Source organism: Bradyrhizobium sp. SZCCHNR1017 (assembly GCF_032381375.1).
Lineage (GTDB): Bacteria > Pseudomonadota > Alphaproteobacteria > Rhizobiales > Xanthobacteraceae > Bradyrhizobium.
The window spans coordinates 203,120-224,095 of record NZ_JAUHIR010000012.1 but is presented as its reverse complement, the minus strand read 5'-3'; the positions used below and the strand labels follow the sequence as shown (position 1 = coordinate 224,095).

Genomic DNA, 20,976 nt, shown 5'->3' with positions numbered 1-20,976 from the left:
ACGCGCGATGGGGATCCAGGGAACGATACTGGTCGTGGATGACGAGGTCCGGTCGCAGGAGGCGCTGCGCCGCGTCCTCAACCAGGACTTCGAGGTCTTGTGTGCCGGCAACACGAACGACGCGGAGAAGCTGCTCGAAGGCGAGATCGTGCACGCCGTGATCTGCGACCAGCGCATGCCGCAGGAATCCGGCGTCAGCTTCCTGAAGCGCGTGCGCGAGATGTGGCCCGACCCTGTCAGGATGATCATCTCCGGCTATTCGGACTCCGAGGACATCATCGCCGGCCTCAACGAGGCCGGCATCTATCAGTACATCACAAAGCCCTGGCAGCCGGATCGCCTGATCGAGATCGTCCGCGAGGCCGTGCAGTTGTACCGGCTGCAGAAGGAGACGGAGACCGCCGGCGTCGACGTGAAGGCCACGCCGGCCCACATCAAGAAGGTGGTGTCGGTCAAGCGCGGCGCCGCCAAGCAGCTCTATGATTTCGACCGCATCGTGCATTCGGCGGCGAGCCCGATGCGCAACGTGATCGAGCTCGGCCGGCGCGCCGCCGACTACGACATCTCGGTCTTGATCACCGGCGAATCCGGCACCGGCAAGGAGCTCCTGGCGCGTGCGATTCACTATGGCTCTGCGCGCGCCACCAAGGCCTTCGTGGTCGAGAATTGCGGCGCGCTGCCCGATGAGCTGCTCGAGAGCGAGCTGTTCGGCTGCAAGAAGGGCGCGTTCACCGGCGCCTATCAGGACCGCATCGGCCTGTTCGAGGTCGCCGACGGCGGCACCATCTTTCTCGACGAGATCGGCGAGACATCCCCCGCCTTTCAGGTCAAGTTGCTGCGTGTGCTGCAGGAGAGCGAGATCCGGCCGCTCGGCGCGCAGCGCGTGCGCCAGGTCGACGTGCGCGTGGTCGCGGCCACCAACCGGGATCTCGAGGCCGAAGTCGAAGCCGGCCGCTTCCGCCGCGATCTGTACTACCGGCTCGCCGCGTTTCCGGTGCACATGCCGTCCTTGCGCGAGCGTCCGATGGACATTCCGCTGATCGCCGAGGGCGTGCTGTCGGCGGTGAAGACATCGTTCAACCGGCCGCATCTGCGGTTCGCACCGGCGGCGCTGGAGGAATTCTCCCGCTATCACTGGCCCGGCAATGTTCGCGAGTTGCAGAACGAGATCCAGCGCATGGCCGTGCTGGCCGATGCCGACGAGCTGCGCTGTCCGCCGTTCGCCGGCCGGCGCAACGGCCGCCGCGCCGCGCCCGTGATCGCCAATGGCAAGCTCAACGGTTCCGGGAGCCTGAAGGACAAGGTCGAGGATCTCGAAAAGACCATCATCGTCCACTGTCTGGAGAAATATGATGGTAACATCAGTCGCGTCGCCAGCGAGCTCGGCCTGTCAAGGGTGGGGCTCCGGAACAAATTGTCGAGATACGATCTGAAGAAACATGGCAAAGGCCACTCACTCTCCTGAGTCCGGGGCTGACACGCTGCTCAAGCTGATCGCGAGCAGCAGTACGCTCGAACTCGACAGCGAGCGCGAAGGCGTGTGGATCGAAGTGATCCGCAAGATGGACGAGGTCTATTCCGACCTGCTGCGCTACGAGGTCGATCTCGAGCACAAGAACGCCGAGCTCGAGGAAGCCCAGGCCTTCGTCACCAACGTCATCGAGTCCGTCTCCGACATCCTGGTCGTCTGCGACGCCAGGGGCACGGTACAGCAGGCCAACTCCGCCTTCCTGCACACATCGGGACGGGCCTTGGCCGACATCGCCGGTCGCGATATCGCCGAGATGATCGATCCCGATCATCGGCCCAAGCTCGCCTCGCTGCTGAAGCCGCGCAGCAGCGCCGATGTGGTCGACGGTGAATTGCGCTTTGCCGCGGCAGCCGGCGTCAGCTCCGATCTGTTCGCGATCAACAGCTCGCCGCGGCATGACCATCGCGGCCGCTTCATCGGCGTCGTGCTGACGGGCCGTCCGATCGGCGAGCTGCGCCGTGCCTATGAGGCCCTGCACAAGGCGCATCAGGAGCTGCAGCGGGCGCAGCGGCAATTGGTCGAGCAGGAGAAGATGGCGAGCCTCGGCCGGCTCGTCGCCGGCGTGGCCCACGAGCTGAACAATCCGATCAGCTTCGTCTATGGCAACATCCACACCCTGATGCGCTACCGCACCTCGCTGGTCGGCTATCTCGATGCCATCCATGAGCAGCCGGTCAGCGAGGACATCGCCGCGCTTCGCTCGGATCTGAGGATCGACGCCATCCTCGAGGATTTCGGGCCGCTGATCGACGGCACGCTGGAAGGCGCGGTGCGCATCAGCGAGATCGTCAAGAACCTGCGCCGCCTGTCGTTCTCGAAGCTCGGCGAGGTCGAGCGCGTCAACATCGAGCGACTGATCAATACCGCCGTGCTGTGGGCAGGGCGCACCAAGCAGCATCGTGTCGACATCCAGATCGAGGTCGAGCCGGATCTGTGGATCTTGGGCAACGAAGGCCAGCTGCATCAGGTGATCGTCAACCTCGTGGAGAACGCGATCGACGCGATGCGATCGACCGACCTGCCGCGCCTTCTGGTCGCGGTGGCGCGCCAGGGCAGCGAGATCGCCTTTCGCATCACCGATAACGGCCCGGGCATCGACAAGGATCATCTGACCCACATCTTCGAGCCGTTCTTCACGACCAAGCGCGTCGGGGAGGGGACGGGGCTCGGGCTGTGGATCAGCTACGGCATCGTCCGCGAGCACGGCGGCGAGCTGTTGGCCAGCAACGAGCCGCGGGGCGGCGCCACGTTCTCTTTCAGCTTGCCGGCGGCTTGACCATAGCGGCGGGGCTGCTGCCGACGCTGAAGTGGGATGCTGGGTATCCCTTCGAAACGATGCTGGGGGTTCCTGACGGCGGTGCCGTCGGATGTTGCGGGCAGAAGCCAAGCCCGAGGTGATCAAGACACCGTCGCGACCGGCAGGGGCTCGCGCTGATTGGTCAACCGCGCCAGCAGCACCGTGGCGGTCCGTGTGATGTGCTGCCGGGCGAGATCCTCGGCTGTCTGCGGATCGCCCGCGATCACCGCCCGCAGGATGTCCTCGTGCTGGTCCCAGATCCGCCGCGGGGTCTCGTCGCGCATCAGCACCTCGCCCATCAGGCGGCGCAGATGCAGCCAATGCGGCAGGGTGGTGTCCTGGATGACGGCGTTGCCGGAGATCTCGTAGAGAAATTCATGAAACCTGACGTCGGCCTCGATCAGCTTCTCGACCGAATGCTCGCGCTCGGCGCGCCGGCCCTGCTCGATCAAATTCGGGCCTTCCTCGGCCGCTCGCTTGGCGCCGCGGGTCGCCGCGAGCCGGCAGGCGAGGCCCTCGGCGACCGCGCGTATTTCATAGAGGTTGCGGATGAAGCCGGTGTCGATCGGCGCGACTTCCAGGCCGCGGCCCGGCGCCTCGCGCACAAAGCCCTGATTGCGCAGCAGCAGCAGGGCCTGCTGCACCGGCTGGCGCGAGACGCCGAGGTCGCGGGCCAGATCGTCCTGGATGAGGCGGGCAGATTCCGGCAACTCCCCGCCGACGATGTCGGAGAGAATGCGCTCATAGACGCGTTCGGTCAGGCTCGGCTGGGTCTTCAGCGGCGGCACACGGCCTCCACGGGATCAGGTGTGATGTCCGGTCGCGAATGCGAGGCTGCCGTGCCGGAGCCCAGCGCTCGCATTGCGGCCGCTGTCGGTTTGAACGGAGTCATAGCGGGAATTTCCGCGCAGTGAGCGTCCGCCGCTGCTTGGACTTGCTGTCCTGCTGGATTTCGAGGTGATGGATGAACACGCTGGCCGCGCGCGAAATGTGCTCCCGGCTCAGCCGTTCGGCCTCGGCGCTGCGGCCCTCGATGACGGCTGCAAGAATGTCCTCATGCTCGTCCCAGACCATCCGTGACATGCTCTGCTCCTTCTGCAGCACGTCGGACATCACCCGCTTCAGGCACGGCCAATGCGGTGCCATCGTCTCGCCGATCAGCGCGTTGCCGGAGAGGTCGCCGAGGAAGCGATGGAAGGCGATGTCGGTCTCGATCTTGCGGTTGACGAGCCCGCTCTTCACCGCCTCGTAGCCGGCCGCGATGTAGGCCGGACCTTCGCGCGCAGCGCGATCGCTCGCCCGCTCGGCGGCCAGTCGCGCCGCGAGGCCTTCGAGCACTGCCCGCATCTCATAGAGGTCCCGGACGAAGCCGGGGTCGAGCGGCGCCACGATCAACCCGCGGCCCGGCGCGCTCTGCACCAGCCCGCAGCCGCGCAGCAGGATCAGCGCCTGCTGAACCGGCTGGCGCGACACTCCGTAAGCCTGGGCCAGATCGTCCTGGATCAGCCGCGAGCCCGGCGCGAGAACGCCGCTGACGATCTCGTCAGTGATGGCTTCGACGACCTGGTCGACCAGAGAGGGAGCGGCGGGCACGATTCGCATGGGTCATCACGTTTTGCCGGACATTAGCATGTCAAGACAGAAAATCCATTTGCGACGTATTCGAATTCAGAGTACGAATTCAAAAAAGGGCGCCGCCCTAGGGCAAGTTAAAGAGGCGGCCATATAGGGGAGGGACTCCGTTGTCGGAAGATCCGACCAGTCTGGAGCGCGATCAGGTTTGGTCCGCGCGCTCGGAGGGCAGCGTGCGCGCCGGCGTGATGCCGGCGGTCTCGCGCGCATTGCTGGCGGCCTCTGTGGCGTCGGTTGCAGCGATGGCGCCTGCGCTCGGGGTGGCCGGAGAAGGCCTGACCCTGTCGGATGCGTGGGTGCCGGCGGCGCCCGAGGTGGGACGCGACATCCCGTTGCTGATCACGATCAAGAATGACACGACCGCGCCGGAAGCCTTGATGCGCGTGCGTTGTCCGATCGCAAATTTTTCGGAGCGGCACACCGTCGACCGCGGCGAAGGCGCGCCGGCGATGCGCTCCATTCCCAACATTCCAATTGCCGCGGGCAGCACGCTGGTGCTGCTGCCGACCGCCTATCACGTGATGCTGCTGCAGACGCGGGAGCCGCTCGAGCCAGGCAAGCGCTTCACCTGCACGATCGTGTTCCAGAAAGCAGGATCCATCGAAACGGAGGTCGAGGTTCGCAAGTCCCCTTGAAGCGTGTTTGTCGCCTGCTGCCCTCCGCCGTCGCGCTTGGCGGAGCGGTATTCGCTCCAACTCATAATCAATATAATGGGAGAAGGAAACGATGAGGACTAACGTCAGGTCGACCCTGCGGGCGGTGCTGCTGGCCAGCGCAGCCTTCGCCTGTTTCCAGCTTGCATCGCCGGCGCAGGCCGCCGACGAGATGACCCCCGAACGGCTTCTCAACGCCGACAACGAAGCCGGCAACTGGCTGCACCATCATAAGAACTACTCGGGCACACGGTTCTCGGCGCTGAGGGAGATCAACAAGGATAACGTCAAGAACCTGAAGGTCGCCTGGACGATGCATCTCGGCGGCGTCGAGGGCGGCGGCATCTGGAGCCACGGCGGTCTCGAAGGCACGCCGATCGTCGAGAACGGCATGATCTACGTCACCGACGGCTGGGGCTCGGTCTACAAGATCGACGCGCGCGGTGGCAAAGGCCAACTGGTCTGGAAGATGGATCCGAAGACGGATCACGACTGGGCCGGCGCCATCGCCTGCTGCGGCGTCGACAATCGCGGCGTCGCGCTGTGGGGCAATCTGGTCATTTCGCACACGCTCGACGGCCGCCTGATCGCGACCAACAAGGAGACCGGACAGGTCGCCTGGCAGCGCCAGGTCGCCGATCCCGACAAGGGCGAGGTCATCACCGGTGCGCCGCTGATCGTGAAGAACATGGCGATCTCGGGCGTGGCCGGCGCCGAATACGGCATCCGCGGCTGGATCGCGGCGACCGATCTCGGCACGCAGAAGGAGGTCTGGCGCACCCACACCATTCCGGGGAAGGGCGAGCCGGGCAGCGAGACCTGGAAGGACAGCAACGACGCGGCCGCGGCCGGCGGCGGCTCGACCTGGGTGACCGGGACCTACGACCCGGCGACCGACACCATCATCTGGGGCGTCGGCAATCCCGGTCCGGACTGGGACAACGCCTATCGTCCGGGCGACAACCTCTACACCGACAGTTCGCTGGCGCTCGATGCCAACACCGGCAAGATCAAGTGGCACTATCAGCACACGCCGAACGATCCCTTCGACTATGACAGCGTCGCCGAGAACGTCTTGGTCGATGTGCCCGCGCCGAACGGCTCGACCCTGAAGCTCGCGCTCGAGGCCGACCGCAACGGCTTTGCCTATGCGATCGACCGTACCAGCGGCAAGTTCATCTGGGGCCTGCCCTTCGTCAAGAAGGTGACCTGGACCAAGGGGCTCGATGCCGAGACCGGCAAGCCGATCGAGTATGATCCGAAGAACCCGGTGCAGCGCTACAATGCGTCGGTGTCGCCGCATCGTGAGAACAAGGTCGCGGACATCTGCCCAGGCAACATGGGCGGCAAGAACTGGCCGCCGACCTCGTACAATCCGGACCTGAAGCTCTGGTACATCCCTGTCATCGAGAGCTGCAACCGGATCACCGTGGAAGAAGCGACCAAGGACAAGCTGAAGCCGCGCGAGTTCTGGACCGGCGGCGGACCGAGCCAGCCGTTCAAGATCACGGGCAGCGTGACCGCGATCGACGTCACCACCGGCAAGATCGCCGGCAAGATGGAGACGCCGTTCCCGAATCTCGGTGGCATGCTGTCGACGCCCGATCTCGTCTTCACCGGCCAGCCCTCGGGCGAGGTGATGGCGCTCGATGCCAAGACCCTGCAGAAGCTGTGGGAGTTCAACACCGGTGGCGGCGTCAATGCGCCTCCCGTGACGTTCTCGGTCGACGGCAAGCAGTATGTCGCGATCCTGGTCGGTCTCGGCGGCGCCTGGGACAAGTGGTTCATCGAATCCACGCCCGAGCTGAAGAAGATCCAGCCCGGCTCGATGCTCTACGTCTTCTCGCTGTGAAGTCGGCTGCGGAGCGGAGGCATGGCCTCCGCTCCGCCTCCTATCCCCTGTTCGACAAGAAGATCAGATGAAACTCAGTGCGATCACGTTCGCCGTGACGTCGGCTCTCGTCCTCGGCTCCGCTTCGCTCGCGTTGGCGCAGTCCGCGGCGCCGGCGGATCCGACCGAGGCCGGCAAGGCCGTGTTCAAGCGCGCGAACTGCGTCGGCTGCCACAAATGGCACGGCAATGGCGGTGGTGGCTATGGCGGCGACGCGCTGTCGCTGCGCAGGACGCAGCTCACTCGTGACCAGATCATCGAGACCGTGACCTGCGGCCGGCCCGGGACGGGCATGCCGTACTTCGCGCGCGGCTCCTATGACACGGCGAAGTGCTACGGCATGAGCCGCCAGGATGTCGGCGAGCGCATGCCGCCGGAAGGCGGCGTGTTCCTGCGGCCGAACGACATCGAGGCGGTCGCAGACTACGTGCTCGCGCACATCAAGGGGCGCGGCGAGCCGACCTACGACGAGTGCACCGCCTTCTTCGGCAACACGTCGCGGGTCTGCGATATCTACAAGGCGAATGCCACCAAGCCTGCAAGCGAGCCATCGAAATGAAGCGGTCGACCTGCGCTGCGATCTTCGCCACGTTCGTGCTGTCGTTCGTGATGCACGCGGCCTCCGCGCAGGCGGTGCCGAACTACGATCTGCGTGACATCACCGTCGGCATGCCGGTCGGCGACCTGCCCGATCAGGGCTATGTCAATCTGACTTGCGCCAAGGATCCGAATCGCAAGCTCAATGCGTGGTCGGCATGGCGCGACTGTCCCGCGGACGAGCAGGCGCGGCACGCGGTGCGCTTCGATTTCGATCCGGCGACCAGCCAGGACGGCACAAAGGTGGCCGGTCATCCCGTGCTGCTGACGGTCCTGGTCGACGACAAGGGCACCGTCACCGGCCTGACGATCGAGACCGATCCGAAGGCGCGGCTCTATATTCGCAAGAAGGCGTTCCTGCTCGGCAACCAGGTGAAGTCGCGCTATGGCGCCGAGGGCTGGGAGTGCAAGGAGCAGCAGCCGACCGCAGGCGAGCAGCCCGTCGGGGGCGTGTTCCTGCGCGAGGTCTGCAAGAAGACGGTGCCCGGCCGGACCCTGACGGTCGAGCGCGAGCTGTTCCGCAAGCCGGATCAGGACGCCAAGAGCTTCGTCGATCAGACGCTGGTGCGGATCACCAAGGATATCAACTAATCCGCCGCCGACCTTCATCGCGCTCCGCTGGAGGCGCGCGCCAGTCGGCGTCGTGAACCCGGTTGCCGGGAGGAAACGACGATGAGGGATCTCTTGAATTTCGGGCAGATGCTGTCGGCCCATGCGCGCATGTCGCCGGAGCGCACCGGTGCCCGAGATCTCGAACGTGCGATGAGCTTTGCGCTGTGGAACGAGCGCGCGTGCCGGCTCGCAAACGCGCTGCTCGGGCTCGGCCTTGCCAAGGGCGATCGGGTTGCGATCCTTGCCTACAATTGTGTCGAATGGTGCGAGATCTATGCAGCCACGGCCAAGGCCGGCCTGGTGGCGCTGCCGATCAATTTCCGCCTCACCGCGCCCGAGATGCAGTTCATCGTGCAGAATGCCGAAGCGGCCGCTGTCATCGTGCAGGACGAACTCGTGGGCCTGGTCGAGGAGACGCGCAAGGATCTTGGCATCGCCGACGACCGCTTCATCCACTTTGGCACCAGGCCGCGTCCGGCAGGCTATCGCGGCTACGAGGACGTCATCGCCGCGGCTGCGGACCGCGAGCCGGACCAGCAGGTCGCGCTGTCCGATCCCTGGACGTTGATGTACACCTCGGGCACCACCGGCAAGCCCAAGGGCGTGCTGCGCAGCCATCGCAGCGCCGTCCTCTTGTCGATGGTCACCGAGATCGAACTGAAGCTGAGCCGCAACGACGGCGCGCTGCTGGTGATGCCGATGTGCCATGCCAATTCGCTGAACTTCTTCGGCGCGTTCGGCTATATCGGCGGCGTCAACTCGATCTATTCGCGCAAGAGTTTCGATCCCGAGCACGCCGTGACGACGCTTGCCGATGGCGGCTCCACGTTCACGTCGCTGGTGCCGACTCACTACATCATGATGCTGGATCTGCCGCGCGCGGTGCGCGCGCAGCATGATTTCAGCGCCGTCACCAAGCTGATGATCTCCTCGGCGCCGGCGCGCCCGGAGACCAAGCGCGAGGTGATGGAGATGTTTCCGAAGTCCGGGCTCTATGAGCTGTATGGGGCGACCGAGACTGGCTGGGTCACCATGCTGCATCCGCATGAGCAGTTTACCAAGCCCGGCTCGGTCGGGCGCGAGTGTGTCGGCGCCGCACCGATCCGCATCCTCGACGAGGCCGGCCACGAGGTGCCGGACGGCGAGGCGGGCGAGCTCTATTCGTCGAACGCGCACACCTTCGACTGCTATTGGCGCCTGCCGGAGAAGACCGCGGAGGCGTTCCGCGGTGACTATTGCTCGGTCGGCGACATGGCGCGCCGCGATGCCGACGGCTACATCCATCTCGCCGACCGCAAGAGCAACATGATCATCTCGGGCGGCGAGAACATCTATCCCTCCGAGGTCGAAGCGCAGGTCGGCGCGCATCCTGGTGTCAAGGACATCGCCGTGATCGGCCTGCCCGACGACAAATGGGGCGAGCGCGTTCATGCCGTGATCGTGCCGCGCGACGGCATGGCGGTGAAGGAGGGCGATCTGGCCGAATGGGCGAAAGAACGGCTCGCCGGCTTCAAGCGGCCGCGCTCCTACGCCTTCATCACCGACGCCGAGATGCCGCGCAACGCGACGGGCAAGATCCTGCATCGCGAGCTGAAGAAGAGATTCTCGCAGTGAGTCGCTGCAATGGCTTACGGTCTGATATGTAGTTGCGATGCAGGCCGTCCTCAATTCCGCCCTTCCGATCTTCGCGCTGATTCTGACCGGATTCCTGTGTGGCTGGTTCGGCGTGTTCGATCGCACCGCGACCGACAATCTCAACCGTTTTGCCGTCTATCTGGCGCTGCCGGCGCTGATCTTCACCGCGATGTCCAAGATCGGCGTCGAGCAGGTCAGCCAGTTCGGCTTCATCGGCGCGTTCTGCGGCGGCATCGCCGCGACCTTCGCGACCGGCTTCGTGATCAGCCGTCTGCGCGGCCGGCGCATTGCGAACGCCAGCATCGAGGGGCTGGACGCCGGCTACAGCAATGTCGGCTTCATGGGCATTCCGATGTGCCTCCTGGTGTTCGGTCCGGACAGCGCGCCGGCCTCGATCATCGCCACCCTGTTCACGGCCTGCGTGCTGTTCCTGTTCGCGATCGTGGTCGTCGAGATGGATCTGCAGAAGGGCGCCACGCTGGGCGCGACGGTCGCCAAGGTGGCGCGTTCGCTGCTGACCAGCCCGTTGTTCATCGCGCCCGTCGCCGGGCTCGCGGTCGGCCTCAGCGGATTCTCGCTGCCGGCGCCGTTCCTCAGCTTCACGACCTTGCTCGGCGGCGCAGCCTCGCCGGCCGCGCTGGTCTGCATCGGGCTGTTCCTGGCACAGGAGCGCGTCGCGACGCGCGATGCGACCTCGATCGCCATCCTCGTCTCGCTGAAGCTCGTGATGCAGCCGGCGGTGACCGCGCTGCTCGCCTTTTACGTGTTCTCGATGCCGCCGCTGTGGTCGCATTCGGCCGTGATCCTGAGCGCGCTGCCGATCGGCTCGGGACCATTCACGATCGCCAAGCTCCACGGCCTGGAGGCCGGCGTCACCTCCGGCTCGATTCTCGTTTCGCACATCTTCGCCGTCCTCACTGTCTCGCTGCTCGTGGCCTGGCTTGCGCCGGGCTGATCACGTCACCATCCGCAGGAGTCGTCAGATGAAGATCTCTCCCGACAGTGCCGCCGATCTGATCGCCCGCCTGCTCAAGCGCCGCGGCGTCAGCCGCGTGTTCGCGCTGTGCGGCGGCCACATCATGCCGATCTGGATGCGGCTGGACGCGGAAGGCATCGGCATCATCGACGTGCGCGACGAGCGCGCCGCCGTGCACATGGCGCAGGCGCATACGGAGCTCACCGGCGAGCTCGGCGTCGCGCTGGTCACCGCCGGGCCGGGCATGACCAACGCGATCACCGGCATCGCCAATGCCCATGTCTCGCGCGCGCCGGTGCTGGTGATCTCGGGCGGCAATCCGCGGCCGCAGGAGAACCGCGGCGGCCTGCAGGACATGGATCACACCCAGCTGGTGCGCTCGATCACGCGCTATGCGCGCACCGTGCGGGAACCGTCGCTGGTGCTGCAGGAGCTCGACGAGGCGATCTCCCGCGCCTTCGGCGACGGCGGCGAGCCCGGGCCCGTTTTCATCGATTTCCCGGTGGATACTTTGCGCGGCATCGTGCCCAAGGCGCTGCAACTGGAGGAGCATCTCGCACCGAAGCCGCGGGCGGCGATGCGGCCGGATCCGGCCGAGGTCGAGAAGGCGGTCGAGCTGTTGTGGTCGGCGCGCCGCGTGCTCGTCATCTCCGGCCGCGGCGCGCGTGGCGCCGGCCCGGAGCTGATCGCGCTGCTCGACCGGCTCGGTGCGGTCTATCTCGACACCGGTGAGAGCAGGGGGCTGGTGCCCCACGATCATCCGTCTGTTGTCGGCGCGATGCGCGGCGCCGTGATGGGCGATGCCGACGTCGTGCTGACGGTCGGCCGCCGGCTCGACTTCCAGCTCGCCTACGGCTCCCCGGCTGTGTTCAAGGACGCCAAATTCGTCCGCATCAGCGACATCGCCAGCGAGCTGCGCGACAACCGCCGCGGTGCGGCCGAGATCCTGGCGACACCAGCGGAGACCTTGCGCGCGATGGTGGGGCTGGCGGGCAACCGCGAGTCGGCTGTCGATCGGCAATGGGCTGCAAGACTGCGGGCGGCGCATCAGGAGCGTGCCACGAAGCTGAAGCAGAGCATGGCGACGGCGCCGGCCGGCTCCGACGGCCGGTTGCATCCGAATCGTGTGCTCTCGGCCATCCAGGACGCGATCGGCAACGACGCCGTGGTCATCGCCGACGGCGGCGATTTCCTGTCCTTTGCCCGCGTCGGCCTGAGCGCGCCCCTGATGCTCGATCCCGGCCCGTTCGGCTGTATCGGCATCGGCGTGCCCTATGGCATTGCCGCGAGCCTGGCCTATCCAGACAAGCCGGTGGTGGTCGCGACCGGCGACGGTGCCTTCGGCTTCAACGCGATCGAGGTCGACACCGCCGTCCGCCACAAGGCGCCGGTGCTGATCGTCGTCGCCAACAATGGCGCCTGGCAGATCGAGGTGCACGACCAGGCGGTGACACATGGCAAGGTGGTCGGCACCAGGCTGCAATTTGCCGATCACGCGGCGATGGCGCGCGCCTTCGGCATGCATGCCGAGCGCGTCGAGACCGAGGAGCAGCTCGGCCCCGCGATCCAGCGCGCGCTGGCCAACCGCCCGGCGCTGCTCGACATGGTCGTCACGCCGGAAGCGGTGTCGTCGGATGCCAAGACAGGACTCGCCTGGGTGCCGGACCTGCAGCCGCTTGCTGCGTGGGACGAGGCGGAACGGAAGTGGCGCGGCTCGTGAGGCCTCACACCTGCTGCAGTTGGCGCGGCGCGCTGAGCCACAGCGCGAGCAGGGTGCAGACGGCGCCGGACAAGAGATAGCCGCCGGCCGACAGCAGGCCGAGATTGGCCGCCAGCACCAATGCCGCCAGCGGCGCGAAGCCGGCGCCGAACAGCCAGGCGAGGTCGGCGGTGAGCGCCGAGGCCGTGTAGCGATAGGTGCGCGCGAAGTTGGCGGCGATCGCGCCCGAGGACTGGCCGAACGACAGGCCGAGCAGGATGAAGCCGAGCACCATGTAGATGGTCTCGCCGACCGGGCCGGCGTCGAGCAGTTGCGGAGCGAAGCCGGAGAACACCGCGATCGCGATCGCCGAGCTGATCAGGAGCGACTTGCGCCCGATGCGGTCGGCCAGCATGCCGGACACCACGATCGCGACGACGCCGAACACCGCGCCGACGGCCTCGATGATCAGGAAGCGCGCCGGGGTCTCCTTGGTGAACAGGAACACCCAGGACAGCGGAAACACCGTCACCATGTGGAACAGCGCGAAGCTCGCCAGCGGCGCGAAGGCGCCGATCACGATGTTGCGGCCCTCGTGCCGAATCGTGGTGATGACGCGTGCCGGCTGCAATTCGCGCGACTGGAACAGCTCGTCATATTCCGGCGTCACCACCATGCGCAGCCGCGCGAACAGCGCCACGACGTTGATGGCAAACGCCACGAAAAACGGGTAGCGCCAGCCCCAGTCGAAGAAGTCGGCCGCGGAGAGATAACCGACGAAGAACGCGAACAGCACGCTGGCGACGATCAGCCCGAGCGGCGCGCCGAGCTGCGGGATCATCGCATACCAGCCGCGCCGGTGCTCCGGCGCATTCATGGCGAGCAGCGACGCCAGCCCGTCCCAGGCGCCGCCCCAGGCGAGGCCCTGGCCGATCCGCGCCAGCGCCAGCAGCCAGATCGCCGCGGCGCCGACGGTGTGGTAGCTCGGCAGGAACGCGATCGCGACGGTCGAGGTGCCGAGCAGGAACAATGCGGTGATCAGCTTGGCGCTCTTGCCGTAGCGGCGGTCGATCGCCATGAAGATCACGCTGCCGAACGGGCGTGCGATGAAGGCGAGCGCGAACAGCGCGAACGAATACAGGGTCTGCGTCAGCTCGTCGGCGAACGGAAACACGAGGCGCGGAAACACGATCACCGAGGCGATGGCATAGACGAAGAAGTCGAAGAATTCCGACGTGCGCCCGATGATCACGCCGATCGCGATCTCGCCCGGATGCGCCTCATGCGTGCGGGAGAGTTGGGTTTCGCCGTCGGCGGTCGCCGCTGCCTGTGTCATCGCGCTGCCTGCAGTCCTCTCATACTCTATTGTTGCCCCGTAATTGTCGTCCTCGGCGCCGCTCCGGTATTGGACAAATTGTCCAATGTCGGCCGTGTCGTCCGGTCGCTACGTGAGGCCTCGTTCAGAGATCCGCCGTGCGACGAGGTTAAGCGTGCGTTACTGGAAATTCTTGGCACTGCTGCCGCTGGGGCTCGCGCTCGGAGGCTGCAATCTGGTCGTGCTCTCGCCCTCCGGTGACGTGGCCGCCCAGCAGCGCGATCTCGTGATCATCGCAACTGTGCTGATGCTGCTGATCGTGGTGCCGGTGATGGCCGCAACCGCCATCGTGGCCTGGCGCTACCGCCAGTCGAACCAGGCGGCGGCCTACACGCCGGATTGGGATCACTCCACCCAGCTCGAGCTTCTGATCTGGGCGGCGCCGCTGCTGATCATCATCTGCCTGGGCGCGGTGACGTGGATGGGCACGCATCTGCTCGATCCCTATCGCACGCTCGGACGCATCTCCGCCGAGCGCGCGGTGACGCCGCAGGACAAGCCGCTCGAGGTCGACGTCGTCGCGCTCGATTGGAAGTGGCTGTTCATCTATCCCGAATATGGCATCGCCAGCCTCAACGAGCTTGCGGCGCCGGTGAACCGGCCGCTCGATTTCAGGATCACCTCGTCGTCGGTGATGAACTCGTTCTACATCCCCGCGCTCGCCGGCCAGATCTATGCGATGCCGGGCATGCAGAGCCGGCTGCACGCCATCATCAACAAGCCCGGCGTCTATCGCGGCTTCTCGGCGAACTACAGCGGCGCCGGCTTCTCCGGCATGCGCTTTGCCTTTCATGGCCTGTCTGACGTCGAATTCGCCGGTTGGATCGAGAAGGCCAAGGCCAGCGGCGCCGAGCTTGGCAAGCCGGACTATCTCAAGCTGGAGCGTCCCAGCGCGAACGAGCCGGTCCGCTACTACGCATCGGTGGATAGCGACCTGTTTCGCGCCGTCCTCAACATGTGCGTCGAGCCCGGCAAGATGTGCATGAGCGAGATGATGGCGATCGACGCGAGAGGCGGCATGGGCATGGCCGGCGTCCGCAACACGCTGCCGCTCGCCTACGACAAGTTCGCCGGCCGCGGCGCCGTGTTCGGCGCCGAGCCGAGCTTCGTTGCCGGCGGCGTCTGCCTGCCGGGCGATCAGGTCACGCGGATGGCCGACGATTCCTCGCCGACGGTCCTGGCGCCGCTCGACTGGACGCCGCTGCAGGGCCGTGGATTGGAGCGGCCCGGCCTGCTGCGGCCGTCCAAGGCCACCTTCATCACGGGGACAACCTCCAAATCGGATTCGTGACGTCGGATTCGTGAGGGTCACATCATGTTCGACACTGCCAATCTCACCAGGTTCATCTTCGGCCGGCTGACGCTGGAGTCGCTGCCGTTGCACGAGCCGATCATCGTCGGCACCTTCGCGATGGTCGCGCTCGGCGGCCTCACGCTGTTCGGCGCCATCACCTATTTCCGGCTGTGGGGCTATCTCTGGAAGGAGTGGTTCACGACCGTCGACCACAAGCGCATCGGAATCATGTACATGGTGCTCGGCATCGTCATGCTGCTGCGCGGCTTCGCCGATGCGCTGATGATGCGCCTTCAGCAGGCGATCGCGTTCAACGGCTCCGAAGGTTATCTCAACTCGCACCACTATGATCAGGTGTTCACGGCGCACGGCGTGATCATGATCTTCTTCGTGGCGATGCCTTTGGTCACCGGCCTGATGAACTACGTTGTGCCGCTGCAGATCGGCGCCCGCGACGTGTCGTTCCCGTTCCTCAACAATTTCAGCTTCTGGATGACCACGTCGGGCGCCGTTCTGGTGATGTGCTCGCTGTTCGTCGGCGAGTTCGCGCGCACCGGCTGGCTGGCCTATCCGCCGTTGTCGAACCTCTCCTACAGTCCGGATGTCGGCGTCGACTATTACATCTGGGCCCTGCAGGTCGCCGGCGTCGGTACGCTGTTGTCCGGCGTCAACCTGATCTGCACGATCGTGAAAATGCGTGCGCCCGGCATGACCATGATGAAGATGCCAGTCTTCACCTGGACCTCGCTGTGCACCAACGTGCTGATCGTCGCCTCCTTCCCGGTGCTGACGGCGGTGCTGGCGCTGCTGTCGCTCGATCGCTACGTCGGAACCAACTTCTTCACCAATGATTTCGGCGGCGATCCGATGATGTATGTCAACCTCATCTGGATCTGGGGCCATCCGGAGGTCTACATCCTCATCCTGCCGGCCTTCGGCATCTTCTCCGAGGTGACCTCGACCTTCTCGGGCAAGCGGCTGTTCGGCTACACCTCGATGGTCTACGCCACCGTCGTCATCACCATCCTGTCCTACCTGGTCTGGCTGCACCACTTCTTCACGATGGGCTCCGGCGCCAGCGTGAACTCGTTCTTCGGCATCACCACGATGATCATCTCGATCCCGACCGGCGCGAAGATGTTCAACTGGCTGTTCACGATGTATCGCGGCCGCATCCGCTTCGAGCTGCCGATGATGTGGACGGTCGCCTTCATGCTGACCTTTGTGATCGGCGGCATGACCGGCGTGCTGCTTGCAGTGCCGCCGGCCGACTTCGTCTTGCACAACAGCCTGTTCCTGGTCGCGCATTTCCACAACGTGATCATCGGCGGCGTGCTGTTCGGCCTGTTCGCCGGCATCGCCTACTGGTTCCCCAAGGCGTTCGGCTTCAGGCTCGATCCGTTCTGGGGCAAGATGTCGTTCTGGTTCTGGACGGTGGGCTTCTACTTCGCCTTCATGCCGCTCTACGTGCTCGGCCTGATGGGCGTGACCCGTCGGCTGCGCATCTTCGACGATCCGAGCCTGCAGATATGGTTCATCATCGCCGGCATCGGCGCGTTCCTGATCCTGCTGGGCATCGCGAGCTTCCTGATCCAGATCGCGGTCAGCATCCTCCGCCGCGAGCAGCTCGCCGACGTCTCCGGCGATCCCTGGAATGCGCGCACCCTGGAATGGGCGACGTCGTCGCCGCCGCCGGCCTACAACTTCGCCTTCACGCCCGTCGTCCACGACAACGACGCCTGGTGGGACATGAAGCGCCGCGGTTACGCGCGTCCGCTCGCCGGCTTCAAGGCGATCCACATGCCGAGCAACACCGGTACCGGCATGATTCTGGCGGGCCTCAGCACCACCATGGCATTCGGACTGATCTGGTACATGTGGTGGATGGCGGCAGGCAGCTTCGTCGCGCTGCTCGCGGTCGCGATCGGCCACACCTTCAACTATCACCGCAGCTTCCACATCCCGGCCGATGAGGTCATAAGCGTCGAGCGCGCGCGCACCAAGCTGCTCGTGGCAGGAGCCAAGTCATGACCGTTGCGATGGGCACGATGAAGGCCGGGGAGCCGGTCTTCTATGTCGTCGACGAGCACGAGCATCCCGAAGGCAGCAGCACGATGCTCGGCTTCTGGATCTATCTGATGAGCGACTGTCTCATCTTTGCGATCCTGTTTGCCGTCTATGGCGTGCTCGGCGCCAGGTACGCCGCCGGGCCGGCGCCGAAGGATCTGTTCGACCTGTCGCTGGTCGCGGTCAACACCTCGTTCCTGCTGCTGTCGTCGCTCACCTATGGCTTCGCGATGCTGTCGATGCAGCGGAACCGCATTGGCGCGATGCAGGCCTGGCTCGTGGTGACCGGGCTGTTCGGCCTCGCCTTTCTCGGCATCGAGCTGACCGAGTTCGCGCACATGATCCATGAGGGCGCGACGCCGCAGCGCAGCGCCTTCCTATCGTCGTTCTTCACGCTGGTTGGAACCCACGGCCTGCATGTGACGTTCGGTCTGGTCTGGCTGGTCACCCTGATGGTGCAGGTCGGGACCCACGGCCTGATCGAGGCTAACCGCCGCCGGCTGGTCTGCCTCAGCATGTTCTGGCACTTCCTCGACGTGATCTGGATTGGTGTCTTCACCTTCGTCTATCTGATGGGGATGCTTCGATGAGCTCTGATGCACACGCGCACGGTTCGGCGGACGACCATGCCGGCACGCGCTCGGGCCAACTGATCGGCTTCGGCGCCTCCGTCGTCCTGACGGCGATTCCGTTTCTGCTGGTCATGAACGGCTCGCTCGACAAGCAGGCCACGGCGCTGATCATCATGGCATTCGCGGCCGTGCAGGTCGTCGTCCACATGATCTTCTTCCTGCACATGAACACCAAGGCCGAGGGCGGCTGGACCATGATGGCGCTGATCTTCACCATCATCATGGTGGCGATCGCGCTCAGCGGCTCGCTCTGGGTCATGCATCACCTGACCACCAACATGATGCCGGTACACGAGATGGGCCAGACGCCGTGATGTCAGCTCCTGCCGACGGGGCAGGGGAACGCGACGAGGCCAGCCGCGGGCGATCCGGCGCGCTGCGGCTCGCGATCGTTGCGGCGTGGGTTGCCTGCGTCGCGATGCTGCTGTCGCTGGGCGTCTGGCAGATCGAGCGGCGGGCCTGGAAGCTCGACCTGATCGATCGCGTCGAGCGCCGCGTTCATGCCGCGCCCGTGCCGGCGCCGAGCCCGGCGGATTGGCCGGCCATCGATCGCAGCAGCGACGAGTACAAGCTGATAACGTGAGCGGCCGCTTCCTCAACGACCGCGAGACGCTGGTCCAGGCGCTGACGGTCGAGGGCTCCGGCTATTGGGTGGTGACGCCGCTGCAGACCGCCGGCGGCGCCGTGCTCGTCAATCGTGGCTTCGTGCCCGCGGATCGCCGCGCGCCCGCAAGCCGCAGCGCCGGGAACCCGAATGGCACGGTAAGCGTGACCGGATTGCTGCGGATCTCCGAGCCTGGCGGCGGCTTCCTGCGCCACAACGATCCCGCGGGGAATCGCTGGTATTCACGTGACGTCGCGGCGATCGCGGCGGCGCGCGGTCTGTCCGACGTCGCACCATTCTTCGTCGATGCCGATGCGACCCCGAATCCTGGCGGACTTCCAATCGGCGGACTCACCGTGATCTCGTTTCCGAACAACCATCTGGTTTACGCGCTGACCTGGTTTACATTGGCCCTCATGCTGGCCGGCGCCGGGCTGCAGCGGCTCCGCCGCGCGCAGCGTGAGCCCGGCGCGCCGGCAGCGCAGGATGTGGAATGGGATCAGCAGCGGCAGGACATGGGTGGATGCGGGACGGCGTCTTGAGCGATCGACGCTTGCCGTTCTGCCGGCGGAGATCGGACGGGCCCTCATGAGCAGCGAGGCCCCCAATTTGCCGTTCGGAGTCGTGGCCGCGATCGCCACACCCGAGATCAACGCGCCGCTGCCGACCAAGGACGCGACCAACCGCAAGAACATGGTGCTGCTGATCCAGCTGCGCTGGATCGCCGTGGTCGGCCAGATCGTCACCATCGGCTTCGTGACCACCTGGTTCGGCATTGCGCTGCCGGTGCTGCCGATGGCGGCGATCATCTGCGCGCTGGTGGCGCTCAACATCGCCAGCCATATCTGGCTGCGCAGGCGCGACGACGTCGGCAATCGCCATTTGCTGATCGCGCTGATGCTCGACGTGGTGGCGTTGACATCGGAGCTCTATCTCACCGGCGGCGCGTCGAACCCGTTCACGTGCCTCTATCTGCTGCAGGTGACGCTGGGGGCCGTGCTGCTCGACGCGCGCTCGTCCTGGTCGCTGGTCGCGCTGACGGTGCTCAGCTTCATCTGGCTCACCATCGAGTACCGCCCGCTGCAACTGCCGCAGCATCATGTCAGCGATGCCTTCACCCTGCACATCACCGGCATGTTCGTCGGCTTCATGCTCGACGCCGTGCTGCTCGTCGTCTTCGTCACCCGCATCAACCGGAACCTGCGCGAGCGCGACGCCAAACTCGCCGATCTGCGCCAGCACGCCGTCGAGCAGGATCACATCATCCGCATGGGCCTGCTCGCCTCAGGCGCCGCGCATGAGCTTGGCACGCCGCTGGCGTCGATCTCGGTCATCCTGAACGATTGGCGCCGCATGACCGTGATCTCTGCCGATCCGACGCTCGCGGAGGATTTCACCGAAATGGAAGCGGCGGTGCAGCGCTGCAAGTCGATCGTGACTGACATCCTGGTCTCGGCCGGTCAGGCGCGCGGCGAAGGCTCGGCGCCGACGACGTTGAAGGCGTTCCTGACGACGTTGGTCGCCGAATGGAGCGCGGCGCGCTCGGCGCGCAATCTGATGTTCCGCAACGAGTTCGGCTCGGATCCGGCGATCGTCTCCGACGTCGCCCTGAAGCAGGCGATCGTCAACGTGCTCGACAACGCGTTCGAAGTCTCGCGCGAGTGGGTGGAGTTCGTGGTCGAACGAGATGGTGATCAGCTGCTGCTCAGCGTCAGCGATCGCGGGCCGGGTTTTGATCGGGCGATGCTGGGGCAACTCGGACGTCCCTATCAGTCGAGCAAGGGCCGCCCGGGCCGCGGCCTGGGCCTTTTCCTGGTGGTCAACGTGATCCGCAAGCTGGGCGGCAGCGTTTCCGCCTGGAACCACCGGGGACGTGGAGCGACCGTCCGGCTGTCACTGCCGTTGTCGACGCTTGTCATTGGAGAGCGCGATGGCGAATGACCTGTCCCTCCTGATCGTCGAGGACGATGACGGTTTTGCACGCACCCTGAAGCGCTCGTTCGAACGGCGCGGCTACGAGGCCGTCGTCGCCGGCTCGCTCGAGGACGTCGACGAGATCCTCAAGGAGAAGACGTTCGGTTATGCCGTCGTCGATCTCAAGCTCGGCGGGGCTTCCGGCCTCGTCTGCGTCGAGAAGCTGCATGCGCACGATCCGGAGATGCTGATCGTGGTGCTGACCGGCTTTGCCAGCATCGCCACTGCTGTCGAGGCGATCAAGCTCGGCGCCTGCCACTATCTGGCCAAGCCGTCGAACACCGACGACATCGAGGAGGCGTTCCGCAAGGCGCAGGGCAATGCGCAAGTGGCCCTGGCGGAGCGCTCCACCTCGATCAAGACCCTGGAATGGGAGCGCATCCACCAGACCCTGATCGAGACCGACTTCAACATCTCCGAAGCTGCGAGGAGGCTCGGCATGCATCGCCGGACGCTCGCGCGCAAGCTGGAGAAGCGCCCGGTGAAGTAGATCGATCCGGTTGTTGT

The 20,976-nt window shown here is 65.6% G+C and carries 18 protein-coding genes and 1 pseudogene; 16 read left to right on the top strand and 3 right to left on the bottom strand.

Annotation, left to right across the window (positions count from 1 at the left end; all coding sequences use genetic code 11):
- The first annotated feature begins 7 nt into the window (after positions 1-7).
- Complete coding sequence (locus QW863_RS26660) at positions 8-1,465, top strand: sigma-54 dependent transcriptional regulator (protein ID WP_315769223.1); 1,458 nt, start codon at positions 8-10, stop codon at positions 1,463-1,465.
- A complete protein-coding gene (locus tag QW863_RS26655; protein ID WP_315769221.1) occupies positions 1,440-2,807 on the top strand; it encodes a sensor histidine kinase in 1,368 nt (455 codons plus the stop codon). Before QW863_RS26660 ends, QW863_RS26655 begins: the two co-directional genes overlap by 26 nt.
- Positions 2,808-2,929: 122 nt before the next feature.
- Here the strand turns inward: QW863_RS26655 and QW863_RS26650 are convergent, their stop codons facing one another.
- Entirely contained in the window at positions 2,930-3,616 is a 687-nt protein-coding gene (locus tag QW863_RS26650) for a GntR family transcriptional regulator (RefSeq protein WP_315713482.1), read from the bottom strand.
- A 100-nt stretch (positions 3,617-3,716) separates the two neighbouring features.
- Positions 3,717-4,430: a GntR family transcriptional regulator gene (locus QW863_RS26645; RefSeq protein ID WP_315713481.1), complete on the bottom strand. Its 714-nt coding sequence runs from the start codon at positions 4,428-4,430 to the stop codon at positions 3,717-3,719.
- A gap of 140 nt (positions 4,431-4,570) precedes the next feature.
- Between QW863_RS26645 and QW863_RS26640 the strand changes: the two genes are divergently transcribed.
- The 7 genes from QW863_RS26640 to QW863_RS26610 all read left to right on the top strand — a co-directional run bounded on the left by QW863_RS26640 (position 4,571) and on the right by QW863_RS26610 (position 12,544).
- Positions 4,571-5,095: a copper chaperone PCu(A)C gene (locus QW863_RS26640; protein ID WP_315769220.1), complete on the top strand. Its 525-nt coding sequence runs from the start codon at positions 4,571-4,573 to the stop codon at positions 5,093-5,095.
- A 91-nt stretch (positions 5,096-5,186) separates the two neighbouring features.
- The gene (locus QW863_RS26635) at positions 5,187-6,965 is read left to right on the top strand and encodes a PQQ-dependent dehydrogenase, methanol/ethanol family (protein WP_315769218.1); all 1,779 of its coding nucleotides are present in this window, start codon (positions 5,187-5,189) and stop codon (positions 6,963-6,965) included.
- Positions 6,966-7,032: 67 nt separating this feature from the next.
- Positions 7,033-7,563, top strand: coding sequence for a c-type cytochrome (locus tag QW863_RS26630; protein ID WP_315713478.1), 531 nt, complete (start codon positions 7,033-7,035; stop codon positions 7,561-7,563).
- Entirely contained in the window at positions 7,560-8,192 is a 633-nt protein-coding gene (locus QW863_RS26625; protein WP_315713477.1) for a hypothetical protein, read from the top strand. The genes QW863_RS26630 and QW863_RS26625 overlap by 4 nt, the downstream gene beginning before the upstream one ends.
- A gap of 81 nt (positions 8,193-8,273) precedes the next feature.
- On the top strand, positions 8,274-9,827 hold the full coding sequence (locus QW863_RS26620; protein WP_315713476.1) for an AMP-binding protein: 1,554 nt from the start codon (positions 8,274-8,276) through the stop codon (positions 9,825-9,827).
- Between the two features lie 37 nt (positions 9,828-9,864).
- Positions 9,865-10,803 (top strand): AEC family transporter, encoded by a 939-nt coding sequence (locus QW863_RS26615; protein ID WP_315769215.1) that lies wholly within the window; start codon positions 9,865-9,867, stop codon positions 10,801-10,803.
- Between the two features lie 28 nt (positions 10,804-10,831).
- Positions 10,832-12,544 carry a thiamine pyrophosphate-binding protein gene (locus QW863_RS26610; protein WP_315769213.1) on the top strand — a complete coding sequence of 571 codons (1,713 nt, stop codon included), beginning with the start codon at positions 10,832-10,834 and terminating at the stop codon, positions 12,542-12,544.
- A gap of 4 nt (positions 12,545-12,548) precedes the next feature.
- Here QW863_RS26610 and QW863_RS26605 read toward each other — a convergent pair whose 3' ends face one another.
- On the bottom strand, positions 12,549-13,859 hold the full coding sequence (locus tag QW863_RS26605) for an MFS transporter (RefSeq protein WP_315769211.1): 1,311 nt from the start codon (positions 13,857-13,859) through the stop codon (positions 12,549-12,551).
- Positions 13,860-14,013: 154 nt separating this feature from the next.
- Between QW863_RS26605 and cyoA the strand changes: the two genes are divergently transcribed.
- The 7 genes and pseudogenes from cyoA to QW863_RS26565 all read left to right on the top strand — a co-directional run bounded on the left by cyoA (position 14,014) and on the right by QW863_RS26565 (position 20,959).
- Positions 14,014-15,189, top strand: coding sequence for a ubiquinol oxidase subunit II (cyoA, locus tag QW863_RS26600; RefSeq protein WP_315769210.1), 1,176 nt, complete (start codon positions 14,014-14,016; stop codon positions 15,187-15,189).
- Between the two features lie 24 nt (positions 15,190-15,213).
- A complete protein-coding gene (gene cyoB / locus QW863_RS26595; protein WP_315769208.1) occupies positions 15,214-17,223 on the top strand; it encodes a cytochrome o ubiquinol oxidase subunit I in 2,010 nt (669 codons plus the stop codon).
- On the top strand, positions 17,220-17,849 hold the full coding sequence (cyoC, locus tag QW863_RS26590) for a cytochrome o ubiquinol oxidase subunit III (RefSeq protein ID WP_315752396.1): 630 nt from the start codon (positions 17,220-17,222) through the stop codon (positions 17,847-17,849). Before cyoB ends, cyoC begins: the two co-directional genes overlap by 4 nt.
- A complete protein-coding gene (gene cyoD / locus QW863_RS26585; protein ID WP_315769206.1) occupies positions 17,846-18,205 on the top strand; it encodes a cytochrome o ubiquinol oxidase subunit IV in 360 nt (119 codons plus the stop codon). The genes cyoC and cyoD overlap by 4 nt, the downstream gene beginning before the upstream one ends.
- A pseudogene (locus QW863_RS26575) lies at positions 18,205-19,037 on the top strand (SURF1 family protein). The gene cyoD and the pseudogene QW863_RS26575 overlap by 1 nt, the downstream one beginning before the upstream one ends.
- A 46-nt stretch (positions 19,038-19,083) precedes the next feature.
- Positions 19,084-20,436, top strand: a complete 1,353-nt coding sequence (locus QW863_RS26570) for an ATP-binding protein (protein WP_315769204.1) — start codon at positions 19,084-19,086, stop codon at positions 20,434-20,436.
- On the top strand, positions 20,426-20,959 hold the full coding sequence (locus QW863_RS26565; protein WP_315713466.1) for a response regulator transcription factor: 534 nt from the start codon (positions 20,426-20,428) through the stop codon (positions 20,957-20,959). The genes QW863_RS26570 and QW863_RS26565 overlap by 11 nt, the downstream gene beginning before the upstream one ends.
- Positions 20,960-20,976 lie beyond the last annotated feature (17 nt).

What these genes read in the sequence shown, in the direction of transcription:
- QW863_RS26645 (WP_315713481.1), bottom strand. Translation starts at nt 4,430, where the DNA reads ATGCGAATCGTGCCCGCCGCTCCCTCTCTGGTCGACCAGGTCGTCGAA.
- QW863_RS26565 (WP_315713466.1), top strand. Translation starts at nt 20,426, where the DNA reads ATGGCGAATGACCTGTCCCTCCTGATCGTCGAGGACGATGACGGTTTT.
- QW863_RS26620 (WP_315713476.1), top strand. Translation starts at nt 8,274, where the DNA reads ATGAGGGATCTCTTGAATTTCGGGCAGATGCTGTCGGCCCATGCGCGC.
- cyoC (WP_315752396.1), top strand. Translation starts at nt 17,220, where the DNA reads ATGACCGTTGCGATGGGCACGATGAAGGCCGGGGAGCCGGTCTTCTAT.
- QW863_RS26625 (WP_315713477.1), top strand. Translation starts at nt 7,560, where the DNA reads ATGAAGCGGTCGACCTGCGCTGCGATCTTCGCCACGTTCGTGCTGTCG.
- QW863_RS26660 (WP_315769223.1), top strand. Translation starts at nt 8, where the DNA reads ATGGGGATCCAGGGAACGATACTGGTCGTGGATGACGAGGTCCGGTCG.
- QW863_RS26635 (WP_315769218.1), top strand. Translation starts at nt 5,187, where the DNA reads ATGAGGACTAACGTCAGGTCGACCCTGCGGGCGGTGCTGCTGGCCAGC.
- QW863_RS26655 (WP_315769221.1), top strand. Translation starts at nt 1,440, where the DNA reads ATGGCAAAGGCCACTCACTCTCCTGAGTCCGGGGCTGACACGCTGCTC.
- QW863_RS26615 (WP_315769215.1), top strand. Translation starts at nt 9,865, where the DNA reads ATGCAGGCCGTCCTCAATTCCGCCCTTCCGATCTTCGCGCTGATTCTG.
- QW863_RS26610 (WP_315769213.1), top strand. Translation starts at nt 10,832, where the DNA reads ATGAAGATCTCTCCCGACAGTGCCGCCGATCTGATCGCCCGCCTGCTC.
- QW863_RS26630 (WP_315713478.1), top strand. Translation starts at nt 7,033, where the DNA reads ATGAAACTCAGTGCGATCACGTTCGCCGTGACGTCGGCTCTCGTCCTC.
- cyoD (WP_315769206.1), top strand. Translation starts at nt 17,846, where the DNA reads ATGAGCTCTGATGCACACGCGCACGGTTCGGCGGACGACCATGCCGGC.
- QW863_RS26570 (WP_315769204.1), top strand. Translation starts at nt 19,084, where the DNA reads ATGAGCAGCGAGGCCCCCAATTTGCCGTTCGGAGTCGTGGCCGCGATC.
- QW863_RS26605 (WP_315769211.1), bottom strand. Translation starts at nt 13,859, where the DNA reads ATGACACAGGCAGCGGCGACCGCCGACGGCGAAACCCAACTCTCCCGC.
- cyoB (WP_315769208.1), top strand. Translation starts at nt 15,214, where the DNA reads ATGTTCGACACTGCCAATCTCACCAGGTTCATCTTCGGCCGGCTGACG.